Origin of the sequence: Bacillus sp. 22475 (genome assembly GCF_052044835.1) — a bacterium.
Classification (GTDB): Bacteria; Bacillota; Bacilli; order Bacillales; family Bacillaceae_G; genus Bacillus_A; species Bacillus_A cereus.
Genome location: NZ_JBQENW010000004.1, coordinates 93,898 through 110,517 on the forward strand (window position 1 = coordinate 93,898; position 16,620 = coordinate 110,517).

Genomic DNA, 16,620 nt, shown 5'->3' on the forward strand with positions numbered 1-16,620 from the left:
CACTCCTTATTGTTCCAGTTGCTTTTCTTTTGAAAGCTCAAACGCACTATGTAATGCATTTACAGCCTCCACTAAATCAGTTTCTTTTACAAGAACCCAAATTGTTGTATGACTATCTGCCGATTGCAGGATTTGAATACCTTTTTCCGCTAAAGCTGTAACGATTTTCGCAGTAACCCCTGGGTATCCTGCCATTCCAGCTCCAACGATAGATACTTTCGCACAATGCTCTGTCACAATTGGCTCATATCCAAGGTTCTTTAATAATTTAACTGCATGACTTGATACATTATCACTCACCGTATATGCTACACCAGTAGGTGAAATATTAATTAAATCGACACTTATTCCTTCGTTCGCCATCTCTTTAAACACATGTTGTTGCAAATCATATGCCGTTTCTTTTGCAAGCACTTTAATTTGCGTTACGTTTGATACGTGGGCGATACCTGTAACAGGACGTTCTTCTACATCACGACCTCTTGTAGCGCCGTCATATGCTGAAATAAGCGTACCTTCACTATCAGAATACGTAGAACGTACACGAAGTGGCACTTTTGCATGCATCGCAATTTCAACTGCACGTGGATGAACGACTTTCGCACCTTGATAAGCCATGTTACAAATTTCGTTATACGTTACAGTTTGAAGATGACGTGCATCTTTTACAATACGGGGATCCGCAGTCATAACACCTTCTACATCAGTGAATATATCGATGTATTCAGCATGAAGTGCAACACCTAATGCTGAAGCTGAAGTATCACTACCTCCGCGTCCAAGTGTTGTCGTATCACCTTTTTTCGTTTGCCCTTGGAATCCTGTAACGACGATTACATCTACATTTTCTAACTCTTCATGTATACGATCGCAATTCATTTCAATAATCTTTGCATTCGTAAAGTCATCATTCGTTACAAAACCAGCTTGTGCACCATTTAATGCTGCTGCTTTTATACCGTTCTCATTCAACATATTAGAGAAAACAATTGCAGAGATTAACTCTCCGCACGATAATAATAAATCTTGCTCACGTTTAGAAATAGTAGATTCCTCTTGATTTACAAGACTTAATAACGTATCCGTTGCATATGGTTCACCTTTACGACCCATAGCAGATACGACAGTAACTACTTTATAACCAGCAGCTAATGATTTCTTTATATGATGAAGCGCATGCTTACGTCCATTATCATCACGTACTGATGTGCCACCAAATTTTTGAACAATTATTTTCATATTTTGCACCTTCTCTTAGCCGTTTACACTAATTGTAATTTTACTAAGCGCTCTGCAATTTGAACAGAATTCCATGCAGCGCCTTTTAATAAGTTATCAGATACGACCCAAAGATGGAATCCTTTATCGTTATTTAAATCTTTACGGATTCTTCCAACGAATACTTCGTTTTTACCTACTGCAGTAGCTGGCATTGGATATAACTGCTCTTCTGGATTATCTTGCAGAACAATACCTTCCGCATTTGCAAGTAAGCTCTTTAATTCTGCTACTGTTACGCCTTCTTCTTCTACTTCGATGTAAACAGACTCAGAGTGTCCTGATACAACTGGTAAACGTACACATGTTGCCGCTACTTCTAATTCAGGCATATGCATAATTTTTTTCGTTTCGTTAATCATTTTCATTTCTTCAAACGTAAATCCATTATCTTGGAATTTATCAATCTGTGGAATCGCATTAAAAGCAATTGGGAAATGCTTCTTATCACCTGATACAGGAAGAACATTTGCCTTAACTTCTTCGCCATTTAAGATTGCTTGTGATTGTTCATGCAGTTCTTCAATAGCTGCCGCACCAGCACCTGATACAGCTTGATATGTGGAAACGATTACTCGTTTTAAACCATATTGCTGACGAACTGGCTCAAGAGCTACTACCATTTGAATTGTAGAACAGTTTGGATTTGCAATAATACCATTATGTTCTTTTAAGTCGTTTTCATTTACTTCAGGTACAACAAGTGGCACGTTTTCTGTCATACGGAATGCACTTGTATTATCAACAACAATCGCACCGCGTTTTGCTGCTTCTGGCGCTAATTGTTTCGATACAGATCCACCAGCACTAAATAGTGCGATATCTACTCCTTCAAAGCTTTCAGGAGTTGCCTCTTGAACTGTAAATTCTTCGCCTTTAAATACAAGTTTCTTACCTGCAGATCGTTTAGATGAAAGTAACGTTAATTTCCCGATTGGAAATTCTCGTTTCTCTAAAGTATTTAACATTTGTTCACCAACTGCGCCGGTTGCTCCAACTACAGCGACATGAAAAGTTTTTTGCTTTTCCATCACTATGCCCCTTTCTAGATACCAATCCTTCTATAACTTAGAATCAGAAGGAGTATACAATACCCCTTCTAATCTTAATAACGTTAATTTTATCATATTCTACAGTAAGAATGATGGTTTCATCAAAAATTGTCCGTTTTTTTTCGTTTTTTAATTCATATATCTGAATTTTTCTACGACCACCGGTTGCAATTGCTTTCCTTGCAGCGCTTCTAATACTGTATCTTCCAGTAACTCCATACGAGCTACCATTGAGTTCGGTTTTTTCTCTGGCGCATCTTGACCGAATGGGACGAAATAGATATTTTTTGTAGCCATTAGGCGCATGAGATTTACCCCATTTAATCCTAAAGCATCATTCGTCGAAACTGCCAATACGACAGGCTTGCCATTTCTTAGCGTCGCTTTTGCTGCCATTAGTACTGGAGAATCTGTCATTGCATTTGCAAATTTACTCATAGAATTTCCTGTTAAAGGAGCGATTACCATGCAGTCTAATGGAATTTTAGGTCCAAGTGGCTCTGCTCCAACAATTGAATTAATTGCTTTAAAACCTGTTATTTCTTCAATCTTCTTAATCCACTCTGCTCCTTCTCCAAATCTAGTATTTGTTGATTGAACAGTGTATGAAACAACGGGACGTACTTCTGCCCCTTCAGCAATTAATTTTTCTAAGTGCGGCATAACTTCCTCATACGTACAATGTGAACCCGTAAATCCGAAACCAATTCGTTTCCCCTTCAAACTCATTTCTTTTCCTCCTCCTTTGCAATTGCATCTGCTGCTAATAACTGAGAAAGAACATTTGCTAAAATTTGCCCAGCCGTTTTGGGAGCAACAATACCTGGTAATCCAGGTGCTAGCAACGCTTTGACTCCTCTTTTTTCCGCATATCTAAAGTCAGTACCGCCTGGTTTAGAAGCTAAATCAATCACTAACGTATGAGCTGGCATTTTTGCAATAACATTCGCTGTTACAACGAGGTGTGGAATTGTATTGATTACAATATCGATATTTCCTACTTCTTTCTCTATGTCTTGCATATGAAAAGGAGAAAACATCATTTCTGTAATACGTGCAATATGTTCAGATCGTCTTGCTCCAACTTTGACATGGGCTCCTAATGATTGAAATGCTCTCGCAACACTCATTCCTGTTCTACCAAATCCTAGAACCATTACATTAGACCCATGAATTGTATAGTCGGTATGTTGAATTACCATCATTAATGTACCTTCTACAGTTGGAATAGAATTGTATATTGCCACATCATCACGATCAAATAATTTAACAAGTTTTCGGTTCGTAGTAGATACGAGATTTTCCAAGTAAGGTGTACCAATACCCGAATATATAGTAAAGTGTTCTGGTGTATTTTCAATTTGTTCTTTCGTTATTGAAACTTTTTCATTTGAAAAAATAGTATCTACTTCTCCTTTAGCATTTGTACCTGCAACCGGCAAAATAATTGCGTCTACAGAAGTGAAATCTAAATTTTGTATACTTTCTTTTGCTGCCCCTGTGAAACCATGATCTAACTGATCAAACCCTATCAAAGAAAGTTTCGCATCCAATTCAACTAGCTTACGAATTACTTCTAGCTGCCTTGCATCTCCTCCTATGACAGCAATATGCATCTCAGTCAACATTCCCTAATTCACCTTCTTTTTCTGTCATTTATAAGAAAAGTGCCTACTTTTTCTTTTTCCTCCACATCATATGTAATGTACGAGTTTATGGTGATTGAAAATCCAAATGCACATATGATTTATCAGGTTTCTATGTAGATACAAAAAAGATGACCAAAATGGCCATCCTTCACTCCGAATTTGAACGATCTATACTATCACAAAGAAGCATATCATGTCCGACTTTCTTTATTTGACTCCATGCGACCCTTACTTCTTGTGGTTCCTTTTTAAAACCTCCCCACTTCCCTACAGGTATTATAAGTGTTTGTATTTGTCCGTCTTTCTCATTAATCTCTAAATCCATATAACCTAAGACTCCCATTTTTTCCGCTTTTTCTATATCTACAACCTCTTTACCACTTAATTCACTTAATCGCATACATACTCCACTCCCCCTACTGAATTTTTCATTTGCGTTGTCTATAATTAGTACCTATTCTATATGGATAAAAATAATAACCTTCTCTCATTTAAAAAGAGAGAAGGTTATTATCAGATACATCATAAAAATCGATTATAGTTTTATTCCTTTTGGAAGTTTTCCGTCTGGACTAATAAGTGCCGCAGAGAATTCATCAGTAAACATGTTGCGAATTAATCCGTCCACATTTTCTTTTGTTACAGTGTTTACACTTTCAATAATCTCATCAAGTGAACGATGTTTACGAAGAAGCAATTCATTTTTACCGTTACGGCTCATACGGCTATTTGTACTTTCTAAACTTAACATTAAGTTTCCTTTTAATTGCTCTTTACTATTCATAAGCTCTTTTTCTGTAATACCTGTATTTTTCAATGTCTCTAATGTTTCTTGCATTGTTTCATACAGTGTATCTAATTGTTGGCTACCTGTTCCACCGTAAAGTGTTAACATACCTGTATCTTCATAAGAAGAGTGGTAAGAAAATACCGAGTAAGCTAATCCACGTTGCTCACGTACTTCTTGGAATAAACGGCTACTCATGCTACCTCCTAAAACATTATTTAATACAATTAAGTTATAAATATCTTCGTGTCCCATTTGTAAGCCTTTATATCCTAGACATAAATGAGCTTGTTCCGTTTCCTTTTTACGGGCTACCTTATTGAAATGGAAAATTGGGCTATGTACTTGTTCACGGTTTGTTGTTCCTTCATAACTACCGAAATATTGCTCCACTGTTTGTAAAAATGCTTCATCAATATTTCCTGCAACTGATACAACTACATTTTCAGGTGTGTAATGATCTTTTATATATTGACGTAACGTATCACCTGTAAACGTATTAAGCGTTTCTTCTGTTCCTAAAATAGGATATCCAAGTGGATGCGTTTCATATGTTGCTTTCGTTAACATATCATGCACAATATCATCTGGAGCATCTTCGTACATTTTAATTTCTTCACATACGACATTCTTCTCTTTTTTCAGTTCTTCCTCATCAAATGTTGAATTAAAGAACATATCTGCTAAAACATCTAAAGCATATTTAGCATGCTCATCTAATACTTTTGCATAGTAACAAGTATATTCTTTTGAAGTAAATGCATTCACTTGACCACCAATGCTATCAAATGATTCTGCAATCTCTCGTGCGCTACGTGTTTCTGTCCCTTTAAAGAACATATGCTCTAAAAAGTGAGAAATCCCATTATTTTTTTCATTTTCATTTCTTGATCCCGCATGGATCCAAATACCAATTGCAACCGATCTTACAGTTGGTATATTCTCCATAACTATTCTTACACCATTTTTACAAGTATATTTTTTAATCAAAAACTTTCCTCCTACTGCCAGTTTCTCTAAATAAAACGCTATTATTTAATGATAACAAGTTTAAGGATGAATGTCATGCAAATGTATTTAATCCACACGTTTTTCATCCAGTAATTCAGTTATATTCCCCACTTTATATCCTTGTTCCTTCAATTTTGTAATCATTGTTTCTAAAGCCTCTGCTGTAGACGAAGTAGGATGCATTAATATGATAGCACCTGGATGTATTTTTCTCATTACTCTCTGCAATAGTACATCCGGCTCAGGTCGCTTCCAATCAATCGTATCTACAGTCCACATAATCGTTCCCATTTGAAAATCATCTGCAATCTTTACGACTTCATCTCGAAAGCTTCCACTCGGCGGGGCAAACCATCTTACTTTTTGATTCGTTGCTACTTCTATCATTTGATTTGTTTTTTGTAACTGATCTCGTATTTCATCTGACGATAACGTTTTCATATTAGGGTGTGTGTATGAGTGATTTCCAACTTCTTGTTTTGCATCGACAATCATTTTTGCAAACCGCAAATTTTCTTTCACCCAACGTCCTTCTAAAAAGAAAGTGGCCTTCACATCATGCTTTTTCAAGATTTCTAATATGCGAGGCAAATACTCATTTCCCCATGCCACATTTATTGTTAATCCTACCATCTTTTTATTTGGATGCCCTCTATAAATTGGAGCTGGTGATAAATCTTCCAAATGAACACTCGGTGAGACTTCTTTGAATTCAAGATATTTTTGATTAAATTCCTTTAGCTTCTTCATATTATTATACGATGCTTCAATATCCACTTGTCTTCCATTATATCCAGGTGTTGCCTTCCATATTTTATCAATCATCGCATTTTGAGGTGCAATCTCATACTGTTTTGCATGCTTTTGAATTTCTTCATGCAAGTTATCTTGTGCAAAAACAGAATAAGAGCCTAAACTGACATATAAAGAAAATATACATATGTATGCCAATATACGAACTTTCATATAAACCCTCCCAAATTAACTATATAAAAACATTTTCTTCTTATCTTTGTTAATTTGAGCGTTATAATGAAAACTATACCTATACCGACATAAAAATATATGAACATCATGTTTTTTACATAACAAAAAAAGCCAGTTTAACTGGCTTTTACTTATTGCTGCTCTTGTTTGTTTTCTTCTTTAGCAGCTTCTTTTTCTTGCTCTTCTTTTAGCAATACTTTTCTAGATAGATTTACGCGACCTTGCTTGTCAATCTCGATAACTTTAACTGTAATTACATCACCGATTTTCACAACGTCTTCTACTTTACCTACACGCTCAAGTGCAAGTTCAGAAATATGAACTAATCCATCTTTACCGCTGAATAATTCAACGAAAGCACCAAATTTCTCAACACGCTTCACTTTTCCTTCGTAGATCTCACCTACTTGTACTTCGCGAACGATATCTTCGATAATCTTCTTAGCTTTGTCGTTCATTTCTTGATTTATTGATGAAATGAATACTGTACCATCTTGCTCGATGTCAATTTTAACGCCAGTTTCTTCAATAATTTTATTGATTTGTTTACCGCTTGGTCCAATAACGTCACGGATTTTATCTGGGTTAATTGTCATTGTAATAATCTTTGGAGCGTAAGCTGATAATTCAGTACGTGGCTCTGCAATAACAGATAACATATGATTTAGAATGTGCACACGACCAATTTTCGCTTGTTGTAATGCCTCTTCTAAAATCTCACGTGATAAACCATCGATTTTAATGTCCATTTGCAGTGCAGTTACACCTTGTGCTGTACCTGCTACTTTAAAGTCCATATCACCTAAATGATCTTCCATACCTTGAATATCAGATAAAATTGTGTAATGCTCACCAGATTTAACTAGACCCATTGCAATACCTGCAACTGGAGCTTTAAGTGGAACACCCGCATCCATCATTGCTAAAGTACTACCACAAATACTTGCTTGTGAAGTAGAACCATTTGATTCTAACACTTCAGATACAAGACGTACTGTGTATGGGAAATCTTTTTCAGATGGAATTACAGGCTCAAGAGCACGTTCTCCTAGTGCACCGTGACCAATTTCACGACGACCTGGTCCACGCATCGGTCTTGTTTCACCAACACTAAATGATGGGAAATTGTAATGGTGCATAAAGCGTTTTGATTCTTCTACACCAAGACCATCTAAAATTTGCACATCGCCTAATGCACCTAATGTACAAATACTTAATGCTTGTGTTTGTCCACGTGTGAATAAACCAGAACCGTGTGTACGAGATAAAATACCAACCTCTGATGCTAAAGGACGGATTTCGTCACCTTTACGGCCATCTGGGCGAATTTTTTCAACTGTAATAAGACGACGTACTTCTTCTTTTACAATTTTATATAAAATCTCATTTACTTGTCCTAATGTATCAGCGTCAGCTTCCTGAGCTTCGTAATGCTCAATAACACGCTTTTTCACTTCGTTAATTGCATCTTCACGTGCATGTTTCTCATGTACTTGAATTGCAGAATGCATATCCTTCTCAGCCATTTCACGTACAGCTTGATTAAGATCAGCGTTAACTTCATAAAGTTTCACTTCTGATTTCTCTTTACCTACAGCTTGTACAATCTCTTCTTGGAATGCAATTAAACGTTTAATTTCGTCATGACCAAACATAATTGCTTCTAACATTGTTTCTTCAGGCACTTGATCTGCTCCTGCTTCAACCATGTTAATCGCATCTTTCGTACCAGCTACAACTAAGTGGATATCACTTTGTTCTTGCTGTTCTACTGTTGGATTAATAACGAATTCGCCATTAATACGACCAACTGTCGCACCAGCGATCGGACCTTCAAATGGAATATCTGAAATCGATAACGCTAATGAAGAACCAAGCATAGCTGCCATTTCAGAAGAACAATCTTGATCAACACTCATTACAATGCTGACAACCTGTACTTCGTTACGGAAACCATCTGCGAATAGCGGACGAATTGGACGGTCGATTAAACGACTTGCCAAAATTGCTTTTTCACTTGGACGACCTTCACGCTTAATAAAACCGCCAGGAATTTTTCCGACTGCATATAAACGCTCTTCATAGTTTACTGTAAGTGGGAAAAAATCTACATTTTTAGCTTCTTTTGATGCAGTTGCTGTAGATAGAACCGCTGTATCGCCATATCTTACTAATACTGCTCCGTTCGCTTGTTTGGCAAGCTGACCAGTTTCAACTGTTAGCTGGCGACCAGCTAAATCTATCGAGAAGACTTGCTTTTCTTGACTCATTTAAGTACCCCTCTCAATTTAAAGTATTCAATTCTTCTATGTAAATGGATAGTATATCACAATATTCTACCTCTAGTATTGCCTAAAATTAAGTAAGCTATAAAGCGTAGAAGATATATTTTTACCTAACAAAAAAGCGGGAATATTCCCGCTTCTTTGACTATCGACGTAAGCCAAGCTTTGTGATTAATTCACGGTAACGTGTGATATCGCTATTACGAAGGTAAGTTAGTAAGTTACGACGTTTACCAACCATCTTTAATAGACCACGACGTGAATGATGATCTTTCTTGTGAGTACGTAAGTGCTCGTTTAGAGTGTTAATTTGCTCCGTTAGGACAGCAATTTGAACCTCTGGAGAACCAGTATCAGTCTCATGAGTTCTAAATTGTGCAATGATTTCATTTTTACGCTCTTGTGTTAAAGCCATCCTATTTCACCTCCTATTAATTAAACCCCCAATTACCTAGCAAGCGTCGGTGAGTCGCAATGCCAAGCAATGGTTGTCATAAAGTACATAACATAGAATACTACTTTTCATTTGAAAAAGCAAGTATATTCTTTTCGCTCGCAAAATATTCTTGTGCTGTTTTCTTATCTTTTGCGATTTGTTCAACTAACTCATCAATGCCATTGAATTTCTTCTCTTCTCTTATACGCATATGCCACTCTACTGTAACATTTTGATCGTATATATCTTTGTTAAATTCAAATAAGTGCACTTCAATTGATAATTGACGCTCATCTTCTTTAAAAGTCGGTTTATATCCAATATTACATACACCATCGTACCATTCATCGTGAACTTTTAATCTCACTGCATAAACACCTACAGGTGGCAATAAATACTCATCACTTAAACCTACATTAGCTGTTGGAAAACCAATTTGACGCCCACGTTTGTCGCCGTGTATAACTGTTCCCGCTACAGTATAGGCTCTACCTAAAATAGATGGAATTTGTTCCATTTCGCCATTTCGAATTAACTTTCGTAATGCTGTAGAACTTACTTTCTCTTCTTGAAATTCAACTTTTTCAATCACAGTCTGTGTAAACTCCCCTCTTGCATGAAATGGTAAAGTCTCCATCTTTCCTTTTCCTAAACGTCCATATGAATAATCAAACCCTGCTACTACATGCTTTACATTTAAACCAATAATATAATCATCTACAAATTGTTGTGGTAATAACCCTGCAAATGATTCATCAAATTTAATCACATATAATATATCGATTCCTAAGCTTTCGACTATTTTTTCTTTATCACGCATTGGTGTAATATACTCCACATGCGCATCCTTTTTCCCTAAAACAACAGATGGATGAGGATGAAATGTCATAACTGCACTTTTATATCCTCGGTCGTCCGCTATTTTTTTCGCAGTTCGAATTACACATTGATGTCCTAAATGAATGCCATCAAAAAATCCTAATGCCATTACAGTAGGTGGTAATTCTAATTTATTTTGTTCATGTGGATGAGTTAAATGAATAAGTTTCACGCTTGAATTCACCTTTTTCTGTAATAATCCTTCCAATAATTCATTATAGCTTTAGTTCTTGATTATTCACAAGTACTTTCATCGGCTTTAACATGCCAGGATGTTTCGGATGATGTTCATAAATTGCTAAGCAACGATCATTTTTATCAAACACTGTAATAAATGGTGCTGTTATTTCTAATTCATTCTTTAAGAACATACCATTCTTGATTTTCTCTGCTTGCTTTTCATCTACAACCATTTTTGGAAACTTACTTAATGCTTCATCAATTGAAATGAAGATAGACTCTACTGTTCCATTTTGCACGTTTTCTTCAATTTCTTCAAATGATATGCAATCTTCTAATAAAAATTCACCAGATGCCGTTCTTACAAGGTGAGACATATGTGATGGGAAACCAAGTTTCTCCCCGATCATTACCGCTAACGTTCTTACATATGTTCCTTTACTACACGTTACACGGAAACGGAATGAAATATTTTCTCCTTCAAAAACTTCACGGTCATCAAGTAATACGAATTCATGAATCGTAATTGTACGAACTGGACGTTCCACCTCTTGTCCTGCTCTTGCATATTCATATAATTTTTTCCCGTTTACTTTTACAGCTGAGAACATTGGTGGCATTTGTTCAATCGTGCCTGTTAATTCCGCTAGTACCTCTTCTACTTCTTTACGTGTAATAACACGGTTTACATCTTGTTTCTCCACAACTTCACCAGAAGCATCTTCTGTTGTTGTTGAAAACCCTAATGTTACTTCACCTTCATATGTTTTCGTTTCACTTGTTAAAAATTGTGCAATCTTCGTTGCTCTCCCCACACAAAGTGGTAATACTCCCGTTACATCTGGATCTAATGTTCCCGTATGACCAATTCTCTTTTCTCGCAATATCTTTCTTAATTTAAATACACAATCATGTGATGTCATGCCTTTTGGCTTATGTAATAACACTACACCTTCCATATATGTTCACCTCATCATAATTCTTTCGTAGTAAATATCCAAAACTTATTTTGCATTGAAAAAATGGATAGACAAATGTCTATCCATTATTCTTCACGTTTACCGTCTTTATTAATTTCATGTAAAAGTGTATCAATTCGATGACCATATCCGATAGACTCATCAAACTCAAAGGTAATTTCCGGTGTTTTACGAAGACGAATACGTTGGCCAATTTCTGAACGAATAAAGCCTTTTGCCTTCGCTAAACCTTTTAACGTATTTTCTTTCTGTTCTTCGTCACCTAAAACAGAAATATATACTTTGGCAATTTGCAAATCACCACTCACTTGTACATCTGTTACTGTAACAAATCCGATACGTGGGTCTTTAATTTTACGACTAATGATGTCGCCTAATTCTTTTTTCATTTGCTCGCCTACACGGTTTGCACGTAATTTCATAACTCTTCACCTCATTCAATACCATTCCAATTGTGTTATCGTACGTTCAATTTCAGGAAATGAATCGATGTACTCCAGTACACGATTCATTTCTTTTTCACAGATAACACGATTTGAGGATACGGAAACAATCGCAATTTCTGTACGTTGCCATACATCTTGATGCCCAACTTCAGAAACAGCTACATTATAGCGCTGTTTCACACGAGTTAGCACTCGTTGCAAAATTGCCCGTTTCTCTTTTAAAGAATGCACATCGTAAATCATACACTCGAATGAGAGTGAAGCGACAATCATCGCTTCACTTCTTCCATAACGTATGCTTCAATGATGTCCCCTTCTTTAAGGTCATTATATCTCTCAATTGTAATACCACACTCATAGTTCTGTGCAACTTCTTTTACGTCGTCTTTGAAACGTTTTAACGTATCAAGTTGTCCTTCGAAAATTACGATACCATCGCGGATAATACGAACGCCACTATCGCGTGTAATTTTACCGTCAATTACGTAACAACCTGCGATTGTTCCAACTTTTGTTACCTTGAATGTTTGACGAACTTCTGCTTGACCGATTACTTTTTCTTCGAATTCTGGATCCAGCATACCTTGCATTGCTAATTCAATTTCTTCGATTACTTTGTAGATAATACGGTGTAAGCGAACATCAACGTTCTCTAATTCAGCTGTACGCTTCGCGTTCACATCCGGACGTACGTTAAATCCAATTACAATTGCATTAGATGCAGAAGCTAAAATGATATCAGATTCTGTAATCGCACCTACACCAGTGTGAATGATTTTAACTTTTACGCCTTCAACATCAATTTTACGAAGTGACGCTGCCATCGCTTCAACAGAACCTTGTACGTCTGCTTTTACGATTAAGTTGATTTCTTTTACATCGCTCTCTTGGATTTGTTGGAATAAATCTTCAAGGCTTAATTTAGATTTCTCACCACGTTGTGCAACTAACGCTTCTTGTGCACGTGATTCACCGATTTGACGAGCTTTCTTCTCATCAGCGAATGCCATGAAACGATCTCCAGCCTGTGGTACTTCATTTAAACCTGTAATTTCAACAGGAGTTGATGGACCAGCAACTTTTACACGACGACCAATATCACTTACCATTGCACGAACACGCCCGAATGAAGTTCCAACAACGATTGGATCTCCAACTCGAAGTGTACCGTTTTGAACTAATAATGTCGCGATAGTTCCTTTACCTTTATCAAGCTGTGCTTCAATTACAGTACCCGTTGCATAACGATTTGGGTTTGCTTTATATTCTTCTACTTCACTTACAAGAAGAATCATCTCTAGCAAGTTGTCAATTCCCTCGCCTTGGATTGCAGAAATTGGTACGAAAATTGTATCTCCGCCCCAAGCTTCTGGAACTAATTCATATTCTGTTAATTCTTGCATTACACGATCAGGATTCGCCGCTGGTTTATCCATTTTATTCACAGCAACAATAATTGGTACTCCAGCTGCTTTTGCATGGCTAATCGCTTCAACTGTTTGAGGCATAACACCGTCATCAGCTGCAACAACAAGGATTGTAATATCAGTTACTTGCGCACCACGAGCACGCATCGTTGTAAATGCCGCGTGACCAGGCGTATCTAAGAATGTAATTTTCTTATCATTTACTTCAACTTGGTATGCACCAATATGCTGAGTAATTCCACCCGCTTCGCCAGCAGTCACTTTTGAATTACGAATTGAGTCAAGTAATGTTGTTTTACCATGGTCAACGTGTCCCATAATCGTAACAACAGCTGGACGCTCTTTTAAGTTTTCTTCATCATCTTGCTCATCAATGAATGTTTCAAACTCAGTTTCACTTACAACTACTTCTTCTTCTACTTCAATACCGTAATCAGTAGCAATTAACTCAATTGTATCTTTATCCAAGTCTTGGTTAATTGTTGCCATAATTCCAAGCATGAAGAGCTTTTTAATAATTTCAGATGGCTCTTTACTTAACTTTTTAGCAAGTTCACCTACTGTAAGGCTTCCAGAGAAAGTAATTTTATCTGGTGTTTCTACTATTTGCGTTTGTTGTCTTCCAGCAAAGTTATCTTGACGTTTGTCTTCATTTCCTTTGCCTTTTTTCTTTTTCTTATTGCTGTTCTTTTTACTGCGAACAACTTTCTCTTCTACTTCAAACTCATCTGCAACAGAAGGTTTTTCCGCTCCAGTGTTATATTCATTATCCAATTTGTTTACTACTTCATCTTCTAACATTGTCATATGATTCGAAACCTCGATATTCATCTCTTTAAGTTTTGTCATAAGATCTTTACTTGAGATATTATTTTTTTTTGCATATTCATGTACTCGAATTTTACTCATACCTTCACCCCCGGTAATTTGTATCGAGCATGCTACGTAGCTTTTTCGCAAAGCCTTCATCTAACACAGCTACAACGACTCGCTCGTCTCTCCCAATCGCATGCCCTAATTGTTGTCGATTTTCGACTTTTTTCATTGGTACGTTGTAGTACGTCGTTTTATCAGTGATACGTTTAGTAGTGTTCGCTGACGCATCTTCAGAAAGCAATACGAGCTTTGCTTTACCACTTCGTACTTCTTTTAAAACGAGTTCTTCACCCGAAATGATTTTTCGAGCGCGATTTGCTAGTCCTAAAAACGATTTCCAATCGGACACTTATTTCGACTCCTTCTCAACAAGCTCAAGAAGCTCTTCATACAGAGAACTGTCGATTTTCGCTTTTAGATGATGTTCCAAAATGTTTTTCTTTTGAGCTTGCATAATGCATTCTTTATCTTTTGACAAATATGCACCTCGTCCTGATTTTTTTCCAGATAAATCAATAGACACTTCGCCCTCTTTGGAACGAACAATGCGAACGAGCTCTCGTTTTGATTTCATCTCTTGCGTCGCGATACATTTTCGTAACGGAACTTTTCGATTGCTCATACTCATCACCTCTATTCGATTTCGTCTTCAACTGAATCGAATCCGAATGCGATTACGCTATCTTCTTCTGTTACAATTCCAAGTTGTTTCGCATCAGACTCGCTTTTAATATCGATTTTCCAGCCTGTTAATTTAGCTGCAAGACGCGCATTTTGTCCACGCTTACCGATAGCTAATGATAGCTGGTGGTCTGGAACAACAACAGTTGTTGCTTTTTCATCTTCATCTACAAGTACTTTAACAACTTGTGATGGGCTTAAAGCATTTGCAACATATTCAACTGGATCATTTGACCAGCGAACGATGTCAATCTTTTCACCTTTTAGTTCATCTACAACACGTTGTACACGTTGTCCTTTCGGTCCTACGCAAGAACCAACTGGATCAACATCAATGTTTTCTGCATGCACAGAGATTTTAGAACGATCTCCTGCTTCGCGCGCTACAGAGCGAATTTCTACAGTTCCATCATAAATTTCTGGAACTTCCATTTCGAATAAACGTTTTAAAAGACCAGGATGTGTACGTGATACGTAAATTTGTGGTCCTTTTGTTGTCTTTTCTACTTTTGTAATAAATACGCGAATACGATCATGTGGCTTATATTGCTCATTTGGCATTTGCTCACTTACAGGTAATAAAGCTTCTACTTTACCTAAGCTTACGTAGATGAAACGAGCATCTTGGCGTTGTACAATACCAACCATAATGTCTTCTTCACGATCACTAAATTCTGAGTAAATAACACCACGTTCTGCTTCACGAACTCGTTGTGTTACAACTTGTTTTGCAGTTTGCGCTGCAATACGACCAAAATCTTTTGGCGTTACTTCAATTTCTAGTACGTCGCCATCTTGGTAGTTTGGATTAATTTGTCTTGCCTCTTCTACAGAGATTTCAAGACGTGGATCAAACACATTATCAACAACGTCCTTACGTGCTAAAACTTGAATTGTTCCCACTTCTGGGTTAAAGCTCACACGAACGTTTTGTGCTTGGTTAAAATTGCGTTTATAAGCAGAGATTAACGCTGCTTCAATCGCATCAATAATAATATCTTTACTAATACCTTTTTCTGACTCTAATACGAGCAAAGCATCTAACAACTCAGTGCTCATGAAGATCCCCCTTCTTACTAAAACGTAACAGCAAGTCGCGCATTTGCAACTTTATCCATTGGAATTTGGATTTCTTTTTTACGTGTTTTAATTGTTAATAGTAGTGTAATTGTAGTACCGTCGTAGGAAAGTAACTTTCCTTCAAACATCTTTTCGCCATCAATCGGCTCATATGTTTTAATTGCCACTTGTTTTCCTACCGCTTGCTGGAAGTCTTTCTCTTTCTTTAATGGGCGTTCTGCTCCAGGAGATGATACATCCAAAAAGTAAAGGTGAGGAATTGGATCCTCTTTATCTAAAGCTTCGCTTAAACGTTCACTTACCGCACCGCATTCTTCAATGTCGACTCCCTTTTCAGAATCGATGAATACGCGTAAGAACCAGTCTTGTCCTTCTTTCACATACTCTACATCTACAAGTTCAAGATTTAACTCTTCAACGATTGGCTGCGCAAATGCTTCTACAACTTCTGTGACTTTCTTATCCATAAACAGCCTCCTTCCTGCCGCCATGTACCATTTACAAGAAAAGATCCCGTTCATAAAGACGGTCTATCTTATTCTTTCTCGTTAGCTAACAAAAGCCCCTGCCGTTAAGCAGGGAATAT

The 16,620-nt window shown here is 37.0% G+C and carries 18 protein-coding genes; all 18 read right to left on the minus strand.

The genetic code is table 11. The features are described 5' to 3' along the window. Positions 1–6 precede the first annotated feature (6 nt). The gene (dapG, locus tag ACTJJY_RS09010) at positions 7–1,239 is read right to left on the minus strand and encodes an aspartate kinase (protein WP_000692450.1); all 1,233 of its coding nucleotides are present in this window, start codon (positions 1,237–1,239) and stop codon (positions 7–9) included. A 23-nt stretch (positions 1,240–1,262) separates the two neighbouring features. Beyond that, on the minus strand, positions 1,263–2,309 hold the full coding sequence (locus ACTJJY_RS09015; RefSeq protein ID WP_440605398.1) for an aspartate-semialdehyde dehydrogenase: 1,047 nt from the start codon (positions 2,307–2,309) through the stop codon (positions 1,263–1,265). Positions 2,310–2,459: 150 nt separating this feature from the next. Continuing rightward, positions 2,460–3,059, minus strand: a complete 600-nt coding sequence (gene dpaB / locus ACTJJY_RS09020; protein WP_000053596.1) for a dipicolinate synthase subunit B — start codon at positions 3,057–3,059, stop codon at positions 2,460–2,462. Next, the gene (gene dpaA / locus ACTJJY_RS09025) at positions 3,056–3,958 is read right to left on the minus strand and encodes a dipicolinic acid synthetase subunit A (protein WP_000954735.1); all 903 of its coding nucleotides are present in this window, start codon (positions 3,956–3,958) and stop codon (positions 3,056–3,058) included. Before dpaA ends, dpaB begins: the two co-directional genes overlap by 4 nt. Positions 3,959–4,127: 169 nt before the next feature. After that, entirely contained in the window at positions 4,128–4,379 is a 252-nt protein-coding gene (locus tag ACTJJY_RS09030) for a YlmC/YmxH family sporulation protein (RefSeq protein WP_001239759.1), read from the minus strand. 135 nt (positions 4,380–4,514) lie between these two features. Beyond that, a complete protein-coding gene (locus ACTJJY_RS09035) occupies positions 4,515–5,756 on the minus strand; it encodes a M16 family metallopeptidase (RefSeq protein ID WP_000593001.1) in 1,242 nt (413 codons plus the stop codon). A gap of 87 nt (positions 5,757–5,843) precedes the next feature. Further along, positions 5,844–6,743, minus strand: coding sequence for a polysaccharide deacetylase family protein (locus ACTJJY_RS09040; protein ID WP_440605399.1), 900 nt, complete (start codon positions 6,741–6,743; stop codon positions 5,844–5,846). 152 nt (positions 6,744–6,895) lie between these two features. Continuing rightward, positions 6,896–9,034 carry a polyribonucleotide nucleotidyltransferase gene (pnp, locus tag ACTJJY_RS09045; protein ID WP_440605400.1) on the minus strand — a complete coding sequence of 713 codons (2,139 nt, stop codon included), beginning with the start codon at positions 9,032–9,034 and terminating at the stop codon, positions 6,896–6,898. 160 nt (positions 9,035–9,194) lie between these two features. Then, positions 9,195–9,464 carry a 30S ribosomal protein S15 gene (gene rpsO / locus ACTJJY_RS09050; protein WP_001229392.1) on the minus strand — a complete coding sequence of 90 codons (270 nt, stop codon included), beginning with the start codon at positions 9,462–9,464 and terminating at the stop codon, positions 9,195–9,197. A gap of 100 nt (positions 9,465–9,564) precedes the next feature. After that, positions 9,565–10,536 carry a bifunctional riboflavin kinase/FAD synthetase gene (ribF, locus tag ACTJJY_RS09055; RefSeq protein WP_000766703.1) on the minus strand — a complete coding sequence of 324 codons (972 nt, stop codon included), beginning with the start codon at positions 10,534–10,536 and terminating at the stop codon, positions 9,565–9,567. Positions 10,537–10,579: 43 nt separating this feature from the next. Continuing rightward, positions 10,580–11,503 carry a tRNA pseudouridine(55) synthase TruB gene (gene truB / locus ACTJJY_RS09060; protein WP_000399362.1) on the minus strand — a complete coding sequence of 308 codons (924 nt, stop codon included), beginning with the start codon at positions 11,501–11,503 and terminating at the stop codon, positions 10,580–10,582. Positions 11,504–11,589: 86 nt separating this feature from the next. Then, positions 11,590–11,946, minus strand: a complete 357-nt coding sequence (rbfA, locus tag ACTJJY_RS09065; RefSeq protein ID WP_000776437.1) for a 30S ribosome-binding factor RbfA — start codon at positions 11,944–11,946, stop codon at positions 11,590–11,592. Positions 11,947–11,961: 15 nt separating this feature from the next. Beyond that, positions 11,962–12,243, minus strand: a complete 282-nt coding sequence (locus ACTJJY_RS09070) for a DUF503 domain-containing protein (RefSeq protein WP_000634349.1) — start codon at positions 12,241–12,243, stop codon at positions 11,962–11,964. Next, complete coding sequence (infB, locus tag ACTJJY_RS09075) at positions 12,240–14,306, minus strand: translation initiation factor IF-2 (protein WP_000036347.1); 2,067 nt, start codon at positions 14,304–14,306, stop codon at positions 12,240–12,242. The genes ACTJJY_RS09070 and infB overlap by 4 nt, the downstream gene beginning before the upstream one ends. 4 nt (positions 14,307–14,310) lie before the next feature. Continuing rightward, positions 14,311–14,622: a YlxQ family RNA-binding protein gene (locus tag ACTJJY_RS09080; RefSeq protein WP_001286522.1), complete on the minus strand. Its 312-nt coding sequence runs from the start codon at positions 14,620–14,622 to the stop codon at positions 14,311–14,313. Then, positions 14,623–14,895, minus strand: a complete 273-nt coding sequence (rnpM, locus tag ACTJJY_RS09085; RefSeq protein ID WP_000071125.1) for an RNase P modulator RnpM — start codon at positions 14,893–14,895, stop codon at positions 14,623–14,625. It lies immediately after the preceding gene. An 11-nt stretch (positions 14,896–14,906) separates the two neighbouring features. Beyond that, positions 14,907–16,013 carry a transcription termination factor NusA gene (nusA, locus tag ACTJJY_RS09090; RefSeq protein ID WP_000102598.1) on the minus strand — a complete coding sequence of 369 codons (1,107 nt, stop codon included), beginning with the start codon at positions 16,011–16,013 and terminating at the stop codon, positions 14,907–14,909. Positions 16,014–16,030: 17 nt separating this feature from the next. Beyond that, positions 16,031–16,501: a ribosome maturation factor RimP gene (rimP, locus tag ACTJJY_RS09095; RefSeq protein ID WP_000359095.1), complete on the minus strand. Its 471-nt coding sequence runs from the start codon at positions 16,499–16,501 to the stop codon at positions 16,031–16,033. Positions 16,502–16,620 lie beyond the last annotated feature (119 nt).